Below are 23,686 nucleotides of genomic sequence, written 5' to 3'. Positions count from 1 at the left end.
TAATAACGGGGAGCGCATTTTTATCACTGCCAAGCTGTAAATCGTCAGCAAAAAGTGGACACAATTTACTAAAAACTTAAGGAGTGTTTTCAAAAAAGAATTAGATTTAATTATGGAAACACCCAAGAAAAAGAACATCGAAAAATTTGTAAAAGACATTCGTAAAAACAGTCGCAGAACTTTCACTGCGGAACAAAAGATTTTAATCGTGATGGAAGGCCTCCGTGCCGAGACATCCGTGGCAGAGCTTTGCAGAAGACACAGTATCTCTCAGTCTCAGTTTTACTCCTGGAACAAAGAGTTTATGGAAGCCGGGAAGAAACGTCTCAACGGAGATGTGACAAGGGAAGCCACCAGAGATGAAGTGGCCGAACTGAGAAAGGAAAACGCCCGCTTAAAGGAAATGGTTGCGGACCTGGTTTTACGCTATGACATCGTAAAAAAAAGCTTGGACATGCTGGATTAATCCCTGAATACCAAAAATATATGAGATTAACAGCAGCCGAGAAATACGAGATTATTTTAGAGGTTACCCAAAGTGAAACAGGCGTAAAACGAACCTTGGAATCCTACGGAATTCCGCGGAGTACCTTCTACGGGTGGTATCAGAATTATCTTGAAAACGGTTACGACGGGCTAAGACCCAACAGGAGAACCGGCCGCAGGCAATGGAACAGTATTCCTGAACAGCAGAAAGATCTGGTGGTGGAAATAGCACTGGAGCACACAGAACTCTCTTCCCGGGAACTGGCCCATAAAATAACCGATGAACAGGGTATTTTCATATCGGAGTCCAGTGTTTACAGAATCCTTAAGCAAAGAGATCTGATTCCTGCTCCCAATCATTTTCTTCTTTCCGCAGCAAATGAATTTAAGGACAAAACCCAGTTTGTCCACCAAATGTGGCAAACCGATTTTACTTACTTCAAGATTATCGGTTGGGGATGGTACTATCTGAGTACTGTTCTGGACGATTACAGCCGCTATATCATTCATTGGGAACTCTGTGACTCGATGAAGGCTGAAGATGTAAAAAGAACCGTTAATACGGCGATTGACAAAGCAGAATTGATGACCAAAACAAAACCCAAACTGCTCTCAGACAATGGCCCCTGCTATGTATCCAATGAGCTGAAAACCTATCTGAAGGAAGACCTGAAGATGAAACAGGTTCACGGAAAACCCTTACATCCGCAGACACAGGGAAAGATTGAAAGGTATCACAGAACGATGAAAAACGTTGTAAAGCTCAATCATTTTTACCACCCGGAAGAACTGATATCAGCATTGGAAAACTTCGTAAACAACTACAATAACAAACGCTACCATGAATCGCTAAACAACCTTACCCCGGCTGATGTTTACTTTGGAAGATCCGAGCAGATCCTGAAAAAAAGACAGCAAATCAAAACCGATTCACTGAGAAAAAGAAGACAATTGTTTAATCAACAAAAATTACTAAGTTTATAACCCAAATCCTCCTTAAGAAATTAATGATATTTGTCCGAGTTTGTTTGAAGACATACACTTCTAAATTCATATGAATATCCGTAATTTATCATAATTTTTGTATATTTGTAGTAATCAAACAATTAGATATGAATTTATTCAGTTTTTCAGCACATTTTGGGACAGAAGATGATTGTATAAATCATTTTAAATCTGAGAGAGATAAAATAGGACTCACGTGCAAATGTGGAAGCACAGAACATTTTTGGATAAAGAGCAGATTAAGTTATGAATGCAAAAAATGCAGAAGTCGAACTTCTTTGAAAAGCGGAACCATCATGGAAAATTCGAATTTGTCTTTTCTAATTTGGTACAAAACCATGTTTTTGATGAGTGTTACCAAGAAAGGATTTTCAGCCAAAGAAATCCAAAAACAATTGGGATTAAAGAGGTATGAACCAGTTTGGGCGATGGTTCATAAGATAAGAAAAGCCATGGGAAACCGAGATGCACAATACACTTTGGAAGGGATGATAGAATTTGACGAAGCCTATTTTACAGTAGAATCTAGCGAAATAGAGCAGAAAAAAGGAATTCGTGGAAAAGGTTCAGTTGGGAAACAAAATGTAGCGATGATAGCAGAATCAACACCGTTAGAAGATATTGATACTGGAAAAAAAGAAAAACATGTTCGCTTCTTTAAAGCGAAGGTTTTAGATGGACACAGTGGAGAAGAAATCAATGAAGCCATTAAAGAATCTGTAGATAATCAGAGTATTGTTTTTACAGATAAAAGCACTTCTTATATGGATATTTCAGATTTTGTAGAGCTTCATATTATGGAAAAAAGTTCAAAAGAAACTACCGAAGAAACTTTAAAATGGGTTCATATTGCCATTAGCAACGCCAAAAGAAATTTGTTGGGCAATTACCACAAAATAAAAAGAAAGTATCTTCAACTCTATCTCAACGAATTCATCTACAAGCTAAATCGAAGATATTTTGGAGATAGACTCTTTGAAAGGCTTATTATTGCTAACATTACAGGATTATGATTAAAAACGGATAATCAAAAAATTCATTTTCAACTTTGCTTGTTTAATTTTAATCGAACAATTAATGAAAAAATCCAGCGATGGTTTTTTAATAGGCAGGGTAAAAAGCTTCCGGTATGCGTTTAAAGGAGCTTTTTTTCTCATTACTACCGAACATTCCGTCATTACACAGTCCTTGTTAGCCGTCATACTCATTATTAGCGGCTTCCTGTTCCACATTACAAAAACAGAATGGCTATTTCAGGTTTTGGTCATCGGGCTTGTATTAAGCATCGAAGGGCTTAACACCGCCGTTGAAAAACTTTGTGATTTCATCCATTCCGACTATCATAAACATATCGGTTTTATAAAAGACATCGCTGCGGGTGCTGTAACCTTTGCCGCCCTGACCGCTGTGGTGGTTATCCTCATTATTTATTCCCCTTACATCTATGAAAAAGTTATTTAACAGCCGTTTTTCCCTGCTGTTTTCAGTAGGATTATTGTATGTTGCTCTGTCATTTATTACAAGAATTGCCTTGCTCATCTGGTCAGCAAGTGATATAGATTTCAGTTTCATTTACATTTTAAGGGCGTTCCTGACAGGCTTAGGCTTTGACATCGCCATAGGGCTTTCGTTCTTGCTGCTTTACGCCGTTTACCTTTTGCTGTTTCCGAAAAGATGGATTGGCTCTTTGGCAGATAAGGTCTTTACTTATGGCTACCTTTCCCTTGTCCTAATCATCATCTTTTTTGGCTGGATGGCGGAATTTCCGTTTTGGGACGAATTTGGCGTAAGGTTCAATTTCATTGCGGTGGATTACCTGATATACACCTACGAAGTGGTGTCGAATATCAATCAATCTTATCCTTTGCCTTTAATCATTGCCGTTTTAATCGGCTTGGTTGTCGGTACGTTTTTCCTGCTAAATAAGACAGGCATTTTAAGAAATACGTTTTCAGATAAGCGACCTATCCGCATCAGGGCAGCTTATGCCTTTCCTGTATTATTATTTGGGCTTTTGCTCTTGGGCGTAATGAAAAACAAGCAGGCGGATTTCAGCAATAACCTTGTAGTAAATGAGCTGGGTAAAAATGGTGTGTTTTCATTCTTTGCCGCATTCCACTCTAATGAGCTGGACTATAAAACCTTCTATCCGACACTTTCCGATAAGGAAGCCTATGCCATATTAAAGAAAACGCTACTACAAGAAAATCAGCAGTATGCTTCCGCACAATGGGATAATATCAACAGGATAACCAAAGGCGAAAACGAAAGCCGTCCTAATATCATACTGATAGCCATAGAGAGCTTTAGCGGAGATTTTTTGAAAGCTTTTGGCAATAAAGACAACCTTACGCCTAACTATGACAGCCTTGCCAATCAAAGTATCTTTTTTACCAACCTGTATGCAACCGGAACAAGAACAGTAAGAGGAATGGAGGCACTTACGCTTTGCGTTCCGCCAACACCGGGAAACAGTATTGTAAGAAGACCCAATAACGACCATATATTTTCGATTGCTACCATACTAAAGCAAAAGAATTACCATCCCTATTTTATTTATGGTGGCGATGGTTATTTCGATAATATGAACAACTTTTTCGGTGGTCAGGGATTTGACATTGTGGACAGGGACAGGGGAAATCCTTTATCCGACAAGATTGATACGCACCGATACAACATACCAACCAATGAAGTAAGTTTTGAAAACGCCTGGGGAATTTGTGATGAAGATTTATATAAGCAGGCAATCAAATATGCAGACAAGAGCAATGCGTCAAATACGCCATTCTTCCAGTTTGTAATGACAACATCGAACCACAAGCCTTATACCTTTCCTGAAGGTACGATTGACCTGCCGCAAGGCGACAGGAATGCAGCCGTAAAATACACCGATTATGCGTTGGGAAAATTCATTGTGGAAGCGCAACAAAAGCCGTGGTTTAAGAACACCGTTTTTGTGATTGTAGCAGACCATTGTGCCAGCAGTGCAGGAAAATGGGAAATCAATATCGACAAACATCATATCCCGGCAATCATTTACAACCTGCCACACGAACCTCAAAAAATAGACAGGCTGGCTTCGCAGATAGATGTAATGCCCACTCTGTTCGGGTATCTGAACTGGAACTATAATACTGCGTTATATGGCAAGGACATTAACCAAATGAAAGCCGGGGAAGAACGGGCGTTTATCGGCAATTACAGGACATTAGGCTTATTGCAGGGCAAGCTGTTTACCCAAATTGATGACCGTAAACGTGTGAAACAATTTACCGTATCATCAAAAGACCAGTTCCTTACCGAAGTAAAAAATCAAAACAAGAAATTGGTATCTGAAACCATTTCGTATTACCAAACTGCCAGCGAAAGGTTTAAAAACGGAAAAATGAAAGCAACACATTAAAGATAAATGCCTATCTTATTTCTGAATTTTTAAGTAAAATAGCTCTGCAAAAAAACGAATAGGAAATGGAAAATAAAGCACTACGGACAGTACAAGATGTGGGAGCGATAGCGTTTCTAATCGCATTCTCGCACTTTGTTCCATTACCGCTTTATTCGTATGCTGTTGTATGCTTTCTTGTCATTTGGTTTTTATTGCGCAGGGAAGGCAAAACATTTCGCAGCATCGGATTGGTTAAAAACGGTTTCAGTGTAAAGGCGGTTCTCATAGGATTGGTTTCGGCTTTACTATGGGTGGGCTTTATGCAGTTCATCTATATTCCTGTAATAAAGAACTTATTTGTTGTGCCTGATTATACAGAGTATGATTTCATCAAAGGCAATATTTCAAAATTATTGATGATTATTACTGCTGCGTGGCTTGTAGGTGGGTTCTATGAAGAAGTAGTATTTCGGGGTTACATTCAGAATGTATTGGAAAAAAGATTTTTTAAAGGGTCTGCTGTCCTTTGGAGCATCATCGTAACCAGCGTTTTGTTTGGGCTTTATCATTGGCAGCAGGATATTTTCGGAGTGATTGCCGCTATTTTAGGAGGTTTGTTTTGGGGCATCCTTTACAAAAAATTTGATAATAATCTTTGGATACCTATTCTATCACACGCCATTTTCGATACCATCACGTTGGTTCTTATTTATACGGATAGGTTTGGAAATTTGTACCGATAATTTGTCGTTTATATCATCAATAGTTAATTCTAAATTTCTTCTAAATTCTGCCAGTCCTTTGTATTACTAAAATTTATATACAATGGCATTACAGGAAGAATTAGAGAAACAAGGAAACTGGCTTTTTAAGTATAGAAGTTTTTTACCGTTAGTTATTTTATTGATTGGTACTATACTGTATTTAAGAACAGAACTATACCCTGAAGTAAAAAGCAGAAAAGCCCACTTCAAAAGTTGAAAAAACGATGATGGTAAAAATTGTTTTATTGTTCCTTGGGACAATAGTTGCCTTTTGGATCAGTGCTATTTGCGGCGGCGGTGCAAGTCTTATCCTTATCCCTATTCTGAATGTACTTTTGCCGACTTCGATGGTGCCATTTTCTTTAACCATAGGGACATTTACAAGTTCTGCGTCCAGAATTGCAGTCTTTAAGAAACACATTAGTTGGAAAATTTTTTACTGGTTTGTACCTTTTTCCATTCCGGCAGTTTTGGTGGGCGCTTATTTGATAAAATACATCAACCCAAATTATTTACAGCTCATCGTTGCCTTGTTTCTGATTGGAAATGTGCCACAGCTATTCAAGTCAAAAAAAGAAGAAGCTCAGTTGGAAAAGCCATATCCCAGATATATCCTTGCCATTATCGGTTTTCTTGCAGGTTTTGTGTCGGGCATTACCGGAGCCATTGGGCTTTTGTTTAACAGGTTTTACCTAAAATTTGGACTTACAAAAGAGCAAATAGTAGCGACACGTGCTGCCAATGAGGTTTTTCTGCATTTCATCAAACTGGTCATTTATATTGCTCTGGGTCTGTATTCACAAATGGCTTTATGGCTGGGCTTGGCTATTGCCGCCGCAACCATTGTTTCTTCTTTTACGGTGAAGTATATCCTACCTTATCTAAGTGAACACCTGTTCAGAAAAATCGGATATGGAGCAATGGTGATTTCTGGTATAACGCTTCTTACGGGAACAACCGATAAAATTATAAAACAGGATAAAATAGCCTTTGCTACCATTCATCATAAAGGGAAAGATGAAACCATCGTAAGCTGGCGAAACACAGACCTCGTGTTAGAATATACAATAGATGGCGGTTTAGAAATAGAAAGACCCATACACTCCCAAGAACTGCCACCACATCTTACTGAAAAATACGCTGCCTTGAAACGAAACTATGATACAATATACATCGAAAAGGTCTTTCAATTCAGAAAAGAACCCGTGTATGAATTTTATTGCTACAAAAAAAAACAATTGACAAAGTTTGAATTATAACATTCTAAATTTCTTCTAAATCTCATTAGAATTTTGTGGTCAACAATCAAAAAAGCAAAAAAATGAAAAAATTAGTATTTCTATTGGTAGCAGTTGCAAGTGTGTCATTCGCCAATGCGCAAAAAGTTTCTGAAAAAGAGGTTCCGGCAGTTGTAAAATCAGCTTTGCAAAAAAGCCACTCCAATGCAAAGGATTTGAAATGGGAAAAGGAAAAAAGCAACTACGAGGCTGGTTTTGAAGTAGGAGAAACCGATTATTCTGTATTGATTGATGCTTCGGGAAAAATACTTGAAACCGAAATGGAAATCAAAATTAATAAGCTTCCTGCTAATGCCAAAGCCTATGTTGCTAAACACTATGCAGGGCAAAAAATCAAAGAGGCAGCAAAAATTACCGACAGCAAAGGGGTTGTTACTTACGAAGCAGAGGTAAAAGGCAAAGACCTGATTTTTGACAATTCAGGTAAGTTTTTAAAGGAGGTTAAAGATTAAGAAGATGAATAAAATAAGGTTGTTTTTTGTACTCATTTCCATACTGGCAGCTACGGTAACCAATGCGCAGGTGTCCTCCGTTACCATTTCCGGTATGGTAAAGAACAAGGCGGATAAGTCGGCAGTTCCTTATGTGAATGTTGTGGTAAAAACCGAAAAGGACAGTGTATTTGTAGCCGGAACAGTGACCAATGATGAAGGCAGGTTTTCCATTGCCAATATTAAACCTGGAAACTATCGTTTACAGATTTCATTTATGGGGTTTGAGAACAAGGAACAACCTTTATTTGTCGGCAGCCTTTCAGCGTTTTTGGATATTCCAGTCATTGAACTGCAAGAAGCATCGACGGTTTTGGAAGGTGTTACTATTTCCGCAAAGGCAAGTGATGTGAACAACAAGCTGGACAAAAAAACCTACTCCGTTGCCGATAATATCAGCCAAAGCGGTGGCTCGGTTTTACAGAGTATGCAAAACCTCCCCGGTGTTACGGTACAGGATGGTAAAGTTCAGTTGCGGGGCAATGATAAGGTTACGGTTTTGATTGACGGAAAACAAACCGCTTTAACAGGTTTCGGCAGCCAAACAGGGCTTGACAACATTCCGGCAACTGCCATTGATAAAATTGAGATTATTAACAACCCCTCTTCAAAGTATGATGCTAACGGTAATGCAGGTATCATCAATATCATAATGAAGAAGAACAAGCAGGACGGGTTTAACGGTAAGGTGGGTTTTACTTATGGAACAGGCTCACTTTGGGTACGAAAGGAGAACCTGCCAACTATCAGACCGCAATACACTTTCACGCCGAAACTCAACCCATCGGTATCGCTGAATTACAGAAAAGATAAGGTAAACATCTTTTTGCAGGCAGATAATTTATATACGCAAACGCTGAACAAAAATGAGTTTGTTACCCGAAACTATGACGATGGGACGGTTATCAATTCCCAATTAAAACGGAACAGGAACACCAATTTCCTGACCACTAAAGCAGGCGTGGATTGGAACATTGACGAGCAGAATACCCTGACCGTTTCGGGAATGTACGGCAGCGAGAAGATTATTGACCGTGGCGACCAGCCGTTTTTCAACGGGAATATATCACAGCGTTTACGCCTTTGGCAGTTTTTGGAAGATGAACTGAAAACTACGGCAATGGCTACGGCAGCCTACCAGCACAAGTTTAAGGAAGCAGGGCATTTATTGAATATTGGGTTCAACTACACTTTCCACAGGGAAGATGAGCAATATTTCTATGATAACTATCTGCCCTCATCCACCGGAACAGATGCCTTTAAATTATTGTCAGACGAGCAGGTGTATGACTTCAATATAGATTATATCAAACCGTTGAAATACGGACGTATTGAAACAGGTATCAAATTAAGAAATCGAAGCATCCCAACCAATATGGATTTCAGACCCGGAGCCAATTCTGTTTTGGATATGGATGCCGGAGGTTGGGCAGACTATAAGGAACTGATACCAGCCATTTATGGTAACTATGTTTTTGAAACCGAAAAATGGGAAGCGGAATTGGGCTTGCGTATGGAATACGTGAAAATTCAATACAATGTTAATCCTAACCATAGCACCTATAAGAGCGATGGCTATAACTATACACAACCTTTCCCGAATATGCGGTTAGCCTACAAGCTGAATGATAATAATAAACTTTCGGTATTCTATAACCGCAGGGTGGACAGACCGAACGAAGTGGATATCCGTATTTTCCCGAAATATGATGATGCTGAAATCATCAAGGTCGGTAATCCTGCATTACGTCCGCAATTTACCAATTCCTTAGAGTTAGGTTATAAAAATACCTGGAACAATGGTTATTTCTATTCCGCATTGTATCATCGTTTTGCAAACGGAACCATTACAAGAATATCGAGCATCGTGCCGGGCAGTAACTTAATATATGCCATATTCCAAAATGCAGGCAGGAGCTACAATACAGGTTTGGAAGCTATTTTGAACCAAAAGGTTTCCGATGTTTATTCCTTTAACATCAACGGGAACATTTACCGCAACCAGATAGATGCGTTCAGGGTACAGAACCTGTACCCTGAACCCAATACTTTTTCGGCAGCGCAGCAAACAGCCATATCGGGCAACCTCAAACTGAACAATACGTTCCGCTTTGCTGACGGATGGGATGCGCAAATGACAGCCGTCTATTTAGCACCCGATATTATCCCGCAGGGTAAAATAATGTCGAGGTTTTCGATTGATGCGGGAGTTAAAAAATCCGTACAGAAAGGCAAAGGAGAGCTGTTTTTCAACGCTACCGATTTGCTTAATACAATGGTCATCAAACGTAAGATAGACGGAGCCGGCTTCCGTTATACCAGCGATGATTACTACGAAACACAGGTTATCCGGTTAGGGTACAGCTATAAGTTTTAAATCATTGGCAATGACAGAAAATATTATTGACAGAGCAAGGGATTATGTGCTGCAACTTCTGCTCAGCAAACTTCCCAATGGTATGCGCTTTCACAATGTAATGCACACGCAGGATGTTGTGAAAGCTGCTATTGAAATTGCAACGGAAAGCTGTTTTTCCTCAACGCAGTCAGAGATAGTAACACTGGCAGCGTGGTTTCACGATTGCGGATATACAACTGCTTATACCAACCACGAAGACAGCAGCAAAACCATAGCTGCGGATTTCCTGAACAGGAACAATTATCCGCAAGAAAAGACAGCGCAGGTTTTGGCTTGCATTGAAGCAACAAGGTTTCCGCAAAACCCAAAATCGCCTGAAGAAGAAGTTTTGGCAGATGCCGATTTGTACCATTTCACAAAGACCGACTATTCAAAATACGAGCGTAGGTTAAGAATGGAGTTTAAAACCTATTTAGGTAAAACTTATACGAATGAGGAATGGGACGAAACAAACTATGCCCTACTAAAGCAACATAGCTACTATACAGCGTATGGAAAAACCGTGCTTCAAAAATTTAAAGAAGTAAATATGGAAATGTTAAAAATAAAGCTAACAAAATAGAATGCGCTCAATACATAAAAACGCCATTGTACTCATCTTTGTGCTGGCCACTACCTTTCGGGTAGCCGCACAAGATACTATCCGCAATTCAAATATCGCTTTGCAGGATAGCATTATCGGCAAAACTAATGACAAAGCATACAAATTAGATTACAGGCACCTTATCGCTCCAACGATTTTCATCGGTTATGGAATTGTGAGCTTGGAAAGTGACGGGTTGAAACAGCTCAATTTTTCGACAAGAGATGAATTAGGCGAACACCAGCCCAAGCACATAACCTTGGATAACTACACCCAATATGCTCCGGCAGCAATGGTATATGGTTTGAATGCAGTTGGGATAAAAGGCAAGCATAATTTCAGGGACAGGACGATTATCTATGCGACATCGCAACTGATTTCCGCCGCATTTGTATTGCCGTTAAAGCACATTGTAAAAGAAGAACGACCGGACGGCTCCAATAACCTTTCCTTTCCGTCAGGGCATACCGCCACGTCATTTTCTTCTGCTCAATTTATGTTCAGGGAATATAAGGACACTAATTTTTGGTTAAGTATTTCGGGTTATTCCCTTGCGGTTTTTACCGGAGTGTACAGAACCGTAAACGATAAACATTGGGTAAGCGATGTGGTAGCCGGAGCTGGATTTGGCATTCTCTCTACGGAGCTGGCTTATTGGCTCTTTCCTAAAATCAATGGCTTGCTAACTGGCAAGGAAAAGAAAAAGGCAACTTTGGTTATGCCTTACTATCAGAACAAAGGTTTCGGTATCGGGTTAGTACAGAATTTTTAAATCAGTTTATTATGTGGTTAGTTTATGCTTTATTATCCGCTTTGTTTGCTGCACTTACCGCCATATTCGGTAAGCTGGGCGTAGCAAACGTCAATTCCAATCTTGCAACCGGGATACGTACGGTGGTCATATTGATAATGATATGGAGCATCGTAATGGCGAGAGGCGAAGCAAAAGGAATTAGCACTTTGTCAAAACAGAATATCACTTTTCTTATTATTTCAGGAATAGCCACAGGTTTGTCGTGGCTATTCTATTTCAAAGCCCTGCAATTAGGAAAAGTATCGCAGGTCGCAGCCGTTGATAAGCTAAGTGTTGCCCTTACAATCATCATCGCAGTCCTGTTTTTAGGCGAACAGCTTACGCTAAAAACATTTGCGGGAGCAAGTCTTATCATTATCGGAACCATATTATTGGCTTGGAAGTAATGCCTTCGTACTCTTTTCAATCTCCCCAAATCAGAACTTAGCAAAAGCCGAATGGAAAAATTTTACAATGAAACATTAGAAAAACTCGAAACGGACATCAAAGAATTGGAAATGGAAGCGGATAGCTCCATACAACAGGTTGAAACCGTAATCAGGCTTATCATCAAATGCCTGGCTAACGTAAAAGACTATGTATTGAATAAAGGATTTAAGAATACAGATGAGGAAATCCGTTTTTTCAAGTATCAGAAACCTGTAATGGTATCAAAACTGATTTATTATAATGCCATATATAAAATTGAAACGAAAAAGGCTTACGGGGCAAAACCTATAAGAAATTACCTTAACAATGAGCTGAAAAAACTTAAAAGGTTCTTTGACAACAACCTCGAATTTTATAAATACTAACGAACCAACAATTCTTTTATTGACGATAAGCTGTTTTTAAGAAAAAATGAAAATGATGAAATATATGAGGTCGGAATATTTTAAATGCGCCCTTAGTGTTTTTAAGGCTTCCACTATGTGATTTTTAACAGTATTTGGTGAAATATGCAGTTTTTGGGCAATTTGCTGATGCGACAATCCCTCGGTACGACTCAAGCGGAAGATAAGCTGCTGCTGCTTTGGCAATCTGCTGACAATCTCATCTGCCAGCCGTTCAATATCGGCAGCAATAATCTTTTCCTCTGTTGAATTATTCGCCTCTTTGATATTAACCAACAATCTTTTAAACAGATCGTCAGATCGATGAACTTCTCTCAATACGTTTAAACAGAGTCTCTTCCCGATAACATAGAGGTACAACCACATGTTACCATTTACATCCAGCTTCTCCCGGCTCAGCCAAAGGTTCAGGAATACTTCCTGAACAATTTCTTCGCTTTGCTCTGCGTCTTTCAAAAACCGAAAGGCTAACCTATAGACCCTTTCGCTGAACTCATCATATACGAGCCTGAAAGCCGCTTCATCCCCTTCTCTTAAACGCTTAATATCTCTGCTTTCCATAATCATGAGTACTATGAGCGATATTTATGAGGTTATAACCGTAATTATGGAATTACAATTTCAATTCGTACATCTTCTATTAATGCCGCTTATGCCTAAGATGAAAAACCGGCATGTCTAATTGTGTCCATAGCTGCGTTATTTAAGTTCTTTGATTCTAATGTTGCGGTATGATACGGTGTTACCATGATCCTGCAGAAGGATACGGCCTTTAGGCGCCTCGCCGAAATTGTTCCACTTTTTATACTTACTAACCGCTACCAAATCCCTGAAGGCTTTTGATCCACGCTCATATTCTACTACCTTCACACCGTTAAGCCAGTGCTCAACATGGTTGTTAGGGTATACTCTTATTTCGCCTGAATTCCACTCGCCAATGGGTTTTATAACAGAGGCAGGCTTGTTAGACGGAATCAGGTCGTACAGCGACGCAAGCTTCCGGTTGCCGTTTCGCCCTAATTTAGCATCTGGGTGTCGCTCATCGTCCAGGATTTGGTATTCCAGGCCAATGCCCGATAGCTCCGTTTTTTCTTTTTCAGTTACAAAATACTTTATACCGCTGTTAGCACCGTCCGTCAGTTTAAAATCAAACCTGAGAATAAATGCTGAATATTCTTTAACGGTAACAATGTCACCTCCCAATCCTTCTTCCTTGCCGTTTGAACCCTCTATGGTTAATATACCGTTCTGCATATTCCAGCCACGTTCCGGAAATTTATCTTTGAAAAGCCCTCTCCAGCCTGCACTCGACTTACCGTCCCACAACATGGTAAAGCCTTCTTTTTTTTCATTCTTTGTAAGGGTGTTGACTTGTTGTGCTAAAGCAGAAGCTACAAATGCAACGATACTTAACTGTAATAGTCCTAAAAACACTAATGTAGTTTTCCTCATTAATTTAGTATTTGGTCATCTAATCTGCCTTAATTAAAAAGCGTTTGGTATATCTCAATTTGGGGGATAAAAATAGAAGTTGTACAATACACGAGCTGTTCAACTGTTTGCCGAATCGTCTCAAATTATTTCAGTCATCTCTGGTGTTTTTAATATAAAGTTTAAGTTTGAAGGCTAATAACGCGTGTAGCGGTTAAATCCAGCATCATGACGTGGCCGGTATTTACGAGTAACGTTAATTACCTATATTTGGGTTGACTAATTATGCGCCTTTTCTTTTATACAGGTTTAGTGAGTCTGATCCTGCAGTTTGCAGATGCAACCTGCTGCGCTCAATATTATTTCAGGCATTACCAAACCGACGACGGACTGGTATTAAATTCTGTGACTGCAATTTTGCAGGACAGTAGAGGTATGATGTGGATTGGAACCCGAGGTGGATTAAACCGCTTCGATGGTTATACTTTTAAAACTTATGGCGACAACAAAAATAAGCTGGGTAACATAGGAAATAACGCTATCACAGCTATTGCAGAGGATAAAAAAGGAATGCTCTGGATTGGTACGGGTAGTGGTGTTTTCAGCTATGATCCTCAAAAGGAAATATTTAATGAGCTCCAGTCTTCTTCGCATGCGTATATAAACGGTTTGCTCATCGACAATGAGAACAACCTATGGTTTCTCGCCAATTCCATACTCCACAAGTACGATCAACAAAAAAGGACAGTTAAACAATTGAACATTAAAGCCTCCTGTTTAACGTTTGACTCAAATGGAGATTTTTGGTTAGGTGACAACAATGGCGTAATTAGTATCTACAGCCCGCGAAAAAAAGCATTAACAAAAGTTCGTCTGATTGATAAGAAGATCCATGCTAATCTGCGGTCCATCAGTAAAATATTCCTTATTAACCCAAATGAGGCACTGGTAGGCTACTTTAAGCAGGGCTTAAAATATTATAACCGAAAAACGGGAATCATTAAAACATTGTCATTAGACCAGAACTCAACCAGCAGCGTGATATACGTACGCGACATTACCGCTGGGAACGACAATCAATACTGGATATCTACAGAATCAGGAATTTATATATACAACTTAACTAAAAATTCAACCACTCATATCAGGAAGAAACCCGGTGATCCGTATTCCTTAACCGATAACGCGGTGTATACCGCTTGTAAAGATAATCGCGGAGGTATGTGGGTAGGCACTTTCTTTGGCGGGCTGAATTATTATTCCCGGCAGAATGCCCGGTTTGAAAAATACTACCAGATACCTGGCACTAATTCCTTATCAGGTGATGCCGTCGGCGAAATCTGTTCTGATAACAAAGGCAACCTATGGATAGGTACAGAAGACGCTGGTTTTAATAAACTTGATTTAAAAACAGGCAGATTTACCAACTTCAGAGCGACGAATAAGAAAGGGGATGTATCCTATCCCAATATTCATGGGCTACTGGCGGTGGGCAACAAATTATTTATCGGGCCATTTTTGCATGGCATGGAAATCATGGACATGCGAACGGGACTGATTACCGACCGTTTCAGGCTTGTCGGACCGGAAAATGACAAAGCAAGCGACTTTGTGATCAGCATCTATCTTACAAAAGACAGTACTCTGCTCGTTGGTACTGCTTATGGCAGCTCAGGTTTATTTGCTTTCAATACTAGCAGCAAGACATTTAGCCGTATTAAACAAATCCCCTATAATTCCTCCGTTTTTCACATAGTGGAGGACCACCAGGGCAATATCTGGACAGGCAGTGAATTGAGAGGCGCCTTTTTTTATAATCCCAAAACCGGCCGGCATGGAAATTTCCGCTTTGGTGAAAGGGTGGGAAACAAAATCATAAACGAGTTTCCTATACATTATATGCTGGAAGACAGCAATCATGCCATGTGGTTCACTACAATCGGTGGCGGGCTGATCAAACTCAGCGCCGACCGAAAAACGGTTAAAAAGTTCAACACTGAAACCGGCTTACCAAGCAATGTATTGTTCGGCATTTTAGAGGATAACTTCAAAAACCTTTGGATCGGCTCCACAAAAGGTCTTATTTGCTTCGATCTTCGAACCGAAAAATGCCGTGTTTATACAAGATCGAACGGTTTAATAACTGATCAGTTCAACTATAATTCGGCACACAAGAGCGCTAATGGCAAAATGTACTTTGGCACAGTGAAGGGCATGATCGCTTTTAACCCTGCCGAACTCGGACAAAAAGAAACAAGCCCCCCCACCTATATAACTGGCTTCCAGATTAACAACGAGGAAGTTATACCAAATGAAAAAAATAGTCCACTCAAGAGATCTATTTTATACACCGATACGATTGTCTTGTATCACAATCAAAACAATTTCAGCATTGAGTTTGCAGCATTAAATTATTCATCACCCAAAGTAACCCGGTACAAGTACTTTATGAATGGACTGGACAAAGACTGGACCTATCTTAACAGTAACCGGAAGGCTTATTTCACGGACTTGTCGCCGGGAAAGTACATATTTGAAGTGCAGGCAGAAAGTAATATAGGGAACTGGAAGGGTAAGGAACGTCGACTATACATCGAAATACTCCCTCCAATCTGGAAAAGTAATACCGCGTACTTCCTGTATATATTATTTTTTGCTACTGCTTTATATCTGTCTGTACGCTATTATCACCGCTATCAGCAAACTAAGAGCGCAAATAAGCTGCGGCTTTTTAAACATGAAAAGGAGAAGGAAATTTATCAGGCTAAGATTGAATTCTTCACCAATATTGCACACGAAATACAAACCCCACTCACGCTTATCAGCGTTCCCGTAGAACGGGTGATAAATAAGGCCGACGATTATCCTGGCATAAAGAAGAATTTGCTGATGATCGCAAAATACACCAAACGCTTAATCGATCTTACCGGCCAGCTGCTGGATTTCAGACAAACGGAGATGGAGCAATTCGGACTAAACTTTGTTAATGTAAATATAAACAAGTTGCTGAAGGATCAGGTTGAATCGTTCAGGGAACTGGCTGAGGAAAACCACATAGAGCTTACCCTGAATCTTCCCGCATCTGAAATTGTGGCGTTTGTAGACAGAGAAGCCTTCATAAAAATCTGTAGTAATCTCATCTCTAACGCTATAAAATATGGAGCGTCGTATGCAACTGTCACGCTAACTCCCCTAAAGGTCGATGATGATTACCTTACCATCCATTTTAACAACGATGGAAAAGGTATTTCTGAAGAGTTCCGAAAGAAAATTTTCGAGCCATTCTTCCGATTACGGAGTAAGGAAAAACCAGGGACGGGTATTGGCTTGCCACTAGCGAGATCGTTGACAGAGCTACATAACGGATCATTAGAATTAACTTCCGGAGAACATAACAACATCACTTTCGTATTAACGTTGCCCGTACATCAGAAAATTGAGTTTAATTTGAGTAGCTGGAAAAAGATTGAAAAACTATGAACGAGAGTATTTTAATTATCGACGACAATAAGGATATGCTGGAGCTGCTGTCAGACGTTTTAGAAGAAACCTACAGGGTATACACGGCAGAGGACGGAGAAGTCGCCCAGGAAATTCTGAACAAAGAAACAATTCACCTTATCGTGTCAGACGTGATGATGCCCGGAATCGACGGTTTTGAGCTATGCAAAGTAATTAAATCAAATGTAGCATATTGCCATATTCCAATCATTCTGCTTACTTCAAAAAACACCTTAAAATCACACATCGAGGGTTTAGAAAATGGAGCAGATGCTTACATCACCAAACCATTTTCGGAAGAGTTATTACAGATTCAAATCGCAAACCTGCTTCAAAATCGTTCGAAGATAAAAGATCACTTTGCCAGTTCGCCGTTTGAAGACGTCCGGGTGATGGCACACTCAAAAACCGATGCTGCTTTCCTCAAAAAGCTTGACGACTACATTCGTAAAAACATCAAAGACCCCAATATAGACATTGATGCACTGGCCGAATACATGAATATGAGCCGTCCGACTTTTTATCGGAAGATTAAGTCTCTTTCGGCTTTAACTCCAAAAGAATTAATTGATATAACGCGGTTGAAAAAGGCGGCCAGCCTGATTGCTGAAAATCAGTTTTCTTTATACGAAATTGCCAAAATGGTGGGATATAGCACGCAAAGTGTTTTCAGCAGGAACTTCCAGAAGTATTTTAAAACCTCTGCGCAAGATTATATGAACTCCCTTCCAAAAGCAAATGAGACGTAAGCGAAAGAAGTGTCGACCAATTTGCAACCTGGATTTCGTCCGGGTTTTTCAGTAAATATACCCCTTATACCAAATGCAATATAGTTGCAATAATGGAAAATATCACTATATTTGAATAAATCACATCAATCAACAAAAACACCGATAAGTGTGGTTTGTGCAGCAAAGGTCAACAACTTACAAATACTTCTATTAAAACGGCATGGAAAACAGCAGCAATTTCGACGTGATAATTATTGGGGGAAGTTATTCCGGACTCTCCGCAGCGATGGCTTTAGGCCGCTCTTTACGAAGAGTGCTCATTATAGACAGTGGCCTCCCCTGCAACAGGCAAACACCTCATTCGCACAACTTCATCACCCAGGATGGCAAAACGCCAAAAGAGATATCACAGCTTGCCAGAGAGCAGGTTGAGAAATATGATACCGTCAGGTTCCAAAACGGACTTGCTGTAAAAGGAGCTAAAACAGAATACGGCTTCGAAGTCGAAACCCGGTCGGGAGAAAAATTTAATGCAAAAAAGATAATTCTTGCAACAGGCGTCAGAGATATAATGCCAGCGATCACCGGCTTTTCTGAATGCTGGGGGATATCCGTAGTACATTGCCCCTATTGCCATGGCTATGAGATTAAAAGTCTGACAACAGGCATATTAGCTGATGGTGATGCTGCAATGCATTATGCTCTGCTGGTAGGCAATCTTACAAAAGACCTGGTTGTTTTTACAAATGGAGCATCAAGTTTGAGATCTGATCAAAGACAGAAGTTAGAAGATCATAATATCGCAATCGTCGAAGCCGAAGTTGACAGGCTTGAACAAAGCGACGGACAAATTGAACGGATCGTTTTTAAAAATGGCACTACTGCTCCGGTTAAGGCTCTTTATGCACGCGTGCCTTTTGTGCAACATTCGGACATTCCGGAACAATTAGGCTGTGAAATGACGGAAGAGGGCCTCGTAAAAACAACAGCCTTTCAGCAAACTACTGTCAGCGGCGTTTTTGCATGCGGTGACAGTGCAACGCTTATGCGCTCTGTGGCAAATGCAGTGGCCTCGGGTAATTTGGCGGGGGCGGCTGTCAATAAAGAGCTATGTGAAGAAGCATTTTAACCTCTTGAACTGGAGGTGTAAAAAGTAGGTTGGGTATTTTAACCCACCCAACCTGACTTAATTTTGATACGAATCAAGCAGCAAGCGGCGACTAGAACGCCGTTGACAAGGTGTAACTTTTCCATCGTTCCGCTTCATTTGTTATGATGTTAATCTTATTATAAACCATGTCATAGGCATCGTTTCCCAGGAACAGATGTACCGGAGGGTTCTCCTCTTTAGTTACAGAAATCAACACCTCCGCCGCTTTTTCAGGGTCGTTAGACTGATTTCCGTTGATGCTGTTTAAATGCATCTGTTCCGATTGTCGCGCTGCAGCGTAGGCATCAATTGTATTCCGGGCTACTTTAATAGACCCTTGCGACAAAAAATCAGTGCGGAAGTACCCCGGATAAACCACCGTTGCTTTTATACCAAACTCCTTAACTTCTTCAGCCAGGCTTTCCGTAAAACCTGCGACAGCAAACTTCGTGGCACAATAAATACCCCAACCCGGAAAGCCGGCAAAAAAACCGCCTACAGAAGAAATATTGAAAATATGACCAGATCCCTGTTCCCGTAATTGGGGCATCACGTTCCTGATGACATTCAGGCAGCCAAAAACGTTTACTTCGAAATTACTTCTCGCTTCCTCGTCAGTAAGCTCTTCCAATGTTCCTATTTGTCCGAAACCGGCATTATTCACCACTACATCGATTTGCTCAAAGTGAGCTACACTTTTAGCGATTGCTTCCTTTACATTTTCATCATCGGTAAGTTGAACTTCAAGTGGCAGGAATACCTCTGATCTATCTCCAATCTCCTGGATTAATGACCCGTTATTCCGGGATGTAGCAATCACCCGATAGCCTTCTTTTAACAACTTTTTAACTAATACAAGCCCCAAGCCTCTTGAAGCGCCTGTTACTAACCAAACTTTTTCTGTGTTCATAATATCTGTATTTGATACACAAAATTACTGTGACTTAGGGGTATAGGATAGCGAAATGCTTGCAATACATTACGAAATTCAAGCACTTCTGAACTGAGTGGGGCTCAGATCAAGGTGTTTTTTAAAAAAGTTATTAAAATGGGTAACCTCAGTAAACCCCAGGGCGAAAGCTATTTCAGATATATTCCACTCCGTGTGCTTCAGAAGCACCTTCGCTTCCTGCAAAATGCGTTCGGCTATAATTTCGGATGTTGTTTTTTGTGTAGTGGCTTTTACGGCACGACTCAAGTGGTTGGCATGGATAGAAAGCTGATTAGCGAAGTCAGATGCCGAGCGAAAACTGACACGTTGCCGGGTATCTTCAATGGGAAACTGTCGCTCCAACAACTCTAAGAATAAAATCGATATTCGGTGTGCAGCGTTTATTTGTTCCTTTTGAGTCTTTTTAGCCGGATGCATCTTCATCGTATGATGCAGAATCTCGAAAACCAAATTTCTCAGTGCGTCATATTTATGCTGATAATCGGAGTTGATTTCGTCAAACATTCTCAGATATATCTCTCTTATTTTCTCCGCCTGTTCATCTGTGAGCTCGAAAACGGGTGTACCAGTCGGCTTAAAAACATCATATTCTCTAAGATTACCAAAGTGATGAAAAAAGCTGGGAGTAAACACACAGAAGAAACCTGTTTGCTGGTCGTCTATTTCCTCCCAGCTGTACGGAATCTGAGGATTTGCAAATAATAAAGCCTGCTTCTTAATTTCAATGGTCTTGTCTGCATAATAGATAATATTCCGTCCGATAATCAGGCTAATTTTGAAATAATCCTTTCTGCTGTAAGGAATTGGTTTTGAATGGCAGCCAACAAAATCATCCAGTTTAAACACATTAAAATGTCCGATTTCCTTACGGAGCGTATCAGGCACCCAGTTAAGCTTGGTCTTATAAAAATCCTCTATCGTTTCTGTTCCATTCATACACCAATATAGTTTTTTATGTTACATAATAAACGTTAACAATTGTACCCTATTTACTTTAGATCGAAATGCAATGCCGCAACTCGAAGTTCCCCTGATAATTAATATTAAAAATTAAACTCCAAAAACCTCTGGTACGACGTGTCGTGCCTGTGCGAACAAACATAAAGCGGATTTTTATAATTCGCTAACGGACCGACACTTTTGCCCTTATTTGACACAGTTTGACATTGTTTGACACACCATAAACAAGGCATCTCATTCCTGTTTCTGAAAAGAGCCTAAACCGGCCCCGGCTGTCTCCATATACGCCTCCCCGATCTCGCTTTATCGTCGATTTACCGTCACGCTGACGAACAGCTGACGAAGAACTGACGAGCAGTTGACGAGCAATCGACAAGGAGCTGACGAACAGCTGACGAACGAAAAGCGAGCAAGGAACGCAGGAGAAACGAGCAATGTCTTGTCCTGAAATAGCTATACAGGTTAATGAATAAATCCTGAATTAATTATACACTTCGATTTGTTATTCCTGTTTCGATTATACACTGCAATTTGTTAATCCTGTTTGAACTATACAAGGACAAGTCCCTCCTTTTTTGATTTTTTATTTTTCCAGCGTTTCATCAAGACCCCTGCCCGTAAATGCGCCTGCTCAGGGGTTAGGTAATCACAACTGGCATGAGGTCTTACCTCATTATATGCCCGGATGCTTTCGGCGATCTTTGTTTTGGTGTCCTCAAAGCCGAGTCCTGAGTGATGCAGATTGAATTCTTCTTTGAGAATCCCGTTCACCCGTTCAGCCAGTGCATTTTCATAGGGATCGCCATTTTCGGTCATACTGATGGCAATCCTGCTGCCCAGTAAAACCTCTACATACTCTTTGCTGCAATACTGGGATCCCCGGTCGGAATGATGGATCAGTTCATCCTGATAGATCCGCTGGTCCAGGGCCATTCGCAGTGCTTCTACACATCCTTCCGCGCTGAGATCTTTATGAAAGCAGTAACCCATGATCTTGCGGGAGTAAGCATCCGTCACCAGGCTGAGATAACCCCATCCGCTGTTCATGCGGATATAAGTAATGTCACTCACCCATACCTGCTCGGGACGGTTAACCCTCAATTCTCTCACCAGATTGGCATATTTATGCATCCAATGGCGCGAATCGGTCGTCACTACCCGCCTCTTTCTGCGACGGATATCCAGTCCGTGCTCCCGCATCAGATCAAATAAATAGTCCCGCCCGATCCGGATGCCATGCTCTGCCAGCATGGGAGCGAGCATGTAATGTAATTTCAGGGTACCTGTCCGCGGAAGGCCCTGACGGATCTGATGGACATGCTGAAGGGTGATCTCCTCTTTTAATCCAATATCCTCATAGCGCCACTGGTGGTCATACCAGGCATGGCGGCTCTTGCCAAACAATCTGCACAGCGTCTTTATTCCCATTCGGGGCTCCTCCTGTTTCATTTTGGTGACTGTTTGGCTCCAGACTTTTTTCGGATATCGATTTTAAGCTGTTCTTCGGCTATATCGATCATCGTCTCCAGGGCCCGGATCTTTAACTGTGCCTCTGCCAGTTGTTCCGCCAACCTCTTGACCTGGCCTGACGAATCTCCTTTTGGTTCCTTCTCTTCTGATTTCACGGGTGCTATTTGACGCCTAAGTTCGGCATTTTCTGCTTTCTGTTGTCTTAGCCAGCCGGCTACTACTGTTTTGCTCCTTATTCCAAAAGCTATACATGCTTCCCGAACCGACATCCCTGACTCCACGGCCCGCAGCACTGACCGTTTCTCCGAGGGACTATACCTCCGGTTTTGCCCTGCATGATACGCCTCTGATCCATACCGGCTCATCCAATTGGTCAACGTTGATTTGTGCATCCCATATTCCCGCAGTATCTCCCGACGCGGAACTCCTGATTCGATCTTTTGGACTATTGTCTCAATTTCTCGCTTGGTAAAGGGAACATTCTTATTCTCCCTTGTTGACTTTTTTTCTCCTCTTTTTGTTTCCATACACTTCTTGTTGGGTGTATAGCTTTTTTAGGAATGGACACCTTTCGATTATATTCATTGTTTTCAAATTGAAAACTCTATATCTTTGTATATGAATATCATCGTACGACGGGCGATATTATATTATGCAGACAAGTATCCATCAGCAAAGAATGCATTATTAGTTTGGTATAATGAGTTCCTGAAGCAGAATTTCGATAGCTTCAACGAATTGAAAGCGGTGTACGGCAATGCGAGTATAGTTGGCAGCAACCGGGTTATATTCAATATTAAAGGAAACGATAATCGGCTAATAGTATCGGTTAATTTCAATCAGCACGCCGCCTATGTGATTTGGTTCGGTACGCACAGGGAATATGATCGAATAAATGTAGAAACTGTGTCTTTTGATACGAAAATATTGACATACAAAGCATAGAGAGATGAACTGGAAAGTATTAAATACAGAAGAACAATACCAAATAGCAGTTAGACGGACAATGGAAATCTTTCATGCTGAAGAAGGTTCACCTGAATCTGATGAATTAGCTTTACTCTTAGTTCTGATTAAAGATTATGAAGATCGGCATATACACATACCAACTATCAATCCTATTGACGCTATAAAGCTGAAGATGGAGGAACGAGGTATGAAGGCCAAAGATCTGGAACCGATCATAGGAAGTAAAGGGCATGTATCGTCCGTTCTGTCAGGCCGAAGGGAGCTCACTTTAACTACGGCGAGAAAACTGCGGGAGTACTTTAATCTACCGGCAGAGTTATTTATGCAGATCTAGACAGCTCAAGCTCGACTTGAGCTTTAATGGGTTGATCCACTTTAATCAGGATTAGATCAAAAAGTCTTAAAAAGAAAAACCGGGAAGAAGTTTTTAAACTATCTTCCCGG

The 23,686-nt window shown here is 40.6% G+C and carries 22 protein-coding genes and 1 pseudogene; 17 read left to right on the top strand and 6 right to left on the bottom strand.

Annotated elements, in window-relative coordinates; all coding sequences use genetic code 11:
* Window positions 1-112: 112 nt before the first annotated feature.
* The 12 genes and pseudogenes from BDE36_RS08805 (at window position 113) to BDE36_RS08750 (ending at window position 12,039) form a co-directional block, all read left to right on the top strand.
* Window positions 113-1,470 (top strand): annotated as a pseudogene (locus tag BDE36_RS08805) (IS3 family transposase).
* A gap of 128 nt (window positions 1,471-1,598) precedes the next feature.
* Window positions 1,599-2,504: an IS1595 family transposase gene (locus BDE36_RS08800; protein ID WP_141814572.1), complete on the top strand. Its 906-nt coding sequence runs from the start codon at window positions 1,599-1,601 to the stop codon at window positions 2,502-2,504.
* Between the two features lie 64 nt (window positions 2,505-2,568).
* Window positions 2,569-2,952 (top strand): diacylglycerol kinase family protein, encoded by a 384-nt coding sequence (locus BDE36_RS08795; RefSeq protein ID WP_141814571.1) that lies wholly within the window; start codon window positions 2,569-2,571, stop codon window positions 2,950-2,952.
* Complete coding sequence (locus tag BDE36_RS08790) at window positions 2,936-4,894, top strand: LTA synthase family protein (protein ID WP_141814570.1); 1,959 nt, start codon at window positions 2,936-2,938, stop codon at window positions 4,892-4,894. The genes BDE36_RS08795 and BDE36_RS08790 overlap by 17 nt, the downstream gene beginning before the upstream one ends.
* A 65-nt stretch (window positions 4,895-4,959) precedes the next feature.
* Window positions 4,960-5,619, top strand: coding sequence for a CPBP family intramembrane glutamic endopeptidase (locus BDE36_RS08785; RefSeq protein ID WP_141814569.1), 660 nt, complete (start codon window positions 4,960-4,962; stop codon window positions 5,617-5,619).
* A gap of 245 nt (window positions 5,620-5,864) precedes the next feature.
* On the top strand, window positions 5,865-6,899 hold the full coding sequence (locus BDE36_RS08780; protein ID WP_141814568.1) for a sulfite exporter TauE/SafE family protein: 1,035 nt from the start codon (window positions 5,865-5,867) through the stop codon (window positions 6,897-6,899).
* Window positions 6,900-6,961: 62 nt separating this feature from the next.
* Complete coding sequence (locus tag BDE36_RS08775) at window positions 6,962-7,390, top strand: PepSY-like domain-containing protein (protein ID WP_141814567.1); 429 nt, start codon at window positions 6,962-6,964, stop codon at window positions 7,388-7,390.
* A gap of 4 nt (window positions 7,391-7,394) precedes the next feature.
* Window positions 7,395-9,806, top strand: a complete 2,412-nt coding sequence (locus tag BDE36_RS08770) for a TonB-dependent receptor (protein ID WP_141814566.1) — start codon at window positions 7,395-7,397, stop codon at window positions 9,804-9,806.
* 10 nt (window positions 9,807-9,816) lie between these two features.
* Window positions 9,817-10,410, top strand: a complete 594-nt coding sequence (locus BDE36_RS08765) for an HD domain-containing protein (protein ID WP_132778422.1) — start codon at window positions 9,817-9,819, stop codon at window positions 10,408-10,410.
* A 1-nt stretch (window position 10,411) separates the two neighbouring features.
* Window positions 10,412-11,203, top strand: a complete 792-nt coding sequence (locus BDE36_RS08760) for a phosphatase PAP2 family protein (protein WP_141814565.1) — start codon at window positions 10,412-10,414, stop codon at window positions 11,201-11,203.
* Between the two features lie 11 nt (window positions 11,204-11,214).
* On the top strand, window positions 11,215-11,631 hold the full coding sequence (locus BDE36_RS08755; RefSeq protein ID WP_141814564.1) for an EamA family transporter: 417 nt from the start codon (window positions 11,215-11,217) through the stop codon (window positions 11,629-11,631).
* A gap of 51 nt (window positions 11,632-11,682) precedes the next feature.
* Window positions 11,683-12,039: an RteC domain-containing protein gene (locus tag BDE36_RS08750; protein ID WP_141814563.1), complete on the top strand. Its 357-nt coding sequence runs from the start codon at window positions 11,683-11,685 to the stop codon at window positions 12,037-12,039.
* 36 nt (window positions 12,040-12,075) lie between these two features.
* Here the strand turns inward: BDE36_RS08750 and BDE36_RS08745 are convergent, their stop codons facing one another.
* On the bottom strand, window positions 12,076-12,639 hold the full coding sequence (locus BDE36_RS08745) for an RNA polymerase sigma factor (protein WP_161987583.1): 564 nt from the start codon (window positions 12,637-12,639) through the stop codon (window positions 12,076-12,078).
* Window positions 12,640-12,777: 138 nt separating this feature from the next.
* Window positions 12,778-13,530, bottom strand: coding sequence for a 3-keto-disaccharide hydrolase (locus BDE36_RS08740; protein WP_141814561.1), 753 nt, complete (start codon window positions 13,528-13,530; stop codon window positions 12,778-12,780).
* A gap of 264 nt (window positions 13,531-13,794) precedes the next feature.
* Between BDE36_RS08740 and BDE36_RS08735 the strand changes: the two genes are divergently transcribed.
* The 3 genes from BDE36_RS08735 (at window position 13,795) to BDE36_RS08725 (ending at window position 18,870) form a co-directional block, all read left to right on the top strand.
* Entirely contained in the window at window positions 13,795-16,989 is a 3,195-nt protein-coding gene (locus tag BDE36_RS08735; RefSeq protein WP_141814560.1) for a ligand-binding sensor domain-containing protein, read from the top strand.
* Window positions 16,986-17,759, top strand: coding sequence for a response regulator transcription factor (locus BDE36_RS08730; protein ID WP_128771139.1), 774 nt, complete (start codon window positions 16,986-16,988; stop codon window positions 17,757-17,759). The genes BDE36_RS08735 and BDE36_RS08730 overlap by 4 nt, the downstream gene beginning before the upstream one ends.
* A gap of 202 nt (window positions 17,760-17,961) precedes the next feature.
* Window positions 17,962-18,870, top strand: a complete 909-nt coding sequence (locus tag BDE36_RS08725; RefSeq protein WP_141814559.1) for an NAD(P)/FAD-dependent oxidoreductase — start codon at window positions 17,962-17,964, stop codon at window positions 18,868-18,870.
* A 91-nt stretch (window positions 18,871-18,961) separates the two neighbouring features.
* On the opposite strand, the gene BDE36_RS08720 is transcribed toward BDE36_RS08725, so the two are convergent.
* The 4 genes from BDE36_RS08720 to BDE36_RS08705 all read right to left on the bottom strand — a co-directional run bounded on the left by BDE36_RS08720 (window position 18,962) and on the right by BDE36_RS08705 (window position 22,800).
* Entirely contained in the window at window positions 18,962-19,801 is an 840-nt protein-coding gene (locus tag BDE36_RS08720; protein ID WP_141814558.1) for an SDR family NAD(P)-dependent oxidoreductase, read from the bottom strand.
* Window positions 19,802-19,879: 78 nt separating this feature from the next.
* Window positions 19,880-20,779: a helix-turn-helix domain-containing protein gene (locus tag BDE36_RS08715; protein ID WP_141814557.1), complete on the bottom strand. Its 900-nt coding sequence runs from the start codon at window positions 20,777-20,779 to the stop codon at window positions 19,880-19,882.
* Between the two features lie 573 nt (window positions 20,780-21,352).
* On the bottom strand, window positions 21,353-22,252 hold the full coding sequence (locus tag BDE36_RS08710) for an IS3 family transposase (protein ID WP_141813453.1): 900 nt from the start codon (window positions 22,250-22,252) through the stop codon (window positions 21,353-21,355).
* Entirely contained in the window at window positions 22,249-22,800 is a 552-nt protein-coding gene (locus BDE36_RS08705) for a helix-turn-helix domain-containing protein (protein ID WP_141814556.1), read from the bottom strand. Before BDE36_RS08705 ends, BDE36_RS08710 begins: the two co-directional genes overlap by 4 nt.
* 91 nt (window positions 22,801-22,891) lie before the next feature.
* On the opposite strand from BDE36_RS08705, the gene BDE36_RS08700 reads away from it, so the two are divergent.
* Window positions 22,892-23,218 carry a type II toxin-antitoxin system HigB family toxin gene (locus BDE36_RS08700; protein ID WP_141814555.1) on the top strand — a complete coding sequence of 109 codons (327 nt, stop codon included), beginning with the start codon at window positions 22,892-22,894 and terminating at the stop codon, window positions 23,216-23,218.
* 4 nt (window positions 23,219-23,222) lie between these two features.
* The gene (locus tag BDE36_RS08695; RefSeq protein ID WP_128769327.1) at window positions 23,223-23,576 is read left to right on the top strand and encodes a helix-turn-helix domain-containing protein; all 354 of its coding nucleotides are present in this window, start codon (window positions 23,223-23,225) and stop codon (window positions 23,574-23,576) included.
* Window positions 23,577-23,686: the final 110 nt, after the last annotated feature.

Source organism: Arcticibacter tournemirensis (genome assembly GCF_006716645.1).
Taxonomy (GTDB): Bacteria; Bacteroidota; Bacteroidia; order Sphingobacteriales; family Sphingobacteriaceae; genus Arcticibacter; species Arcticibacter tournemirensis.
This window is presented reverse-complemented; position numbering and strand designations above follow the sequence as displayed.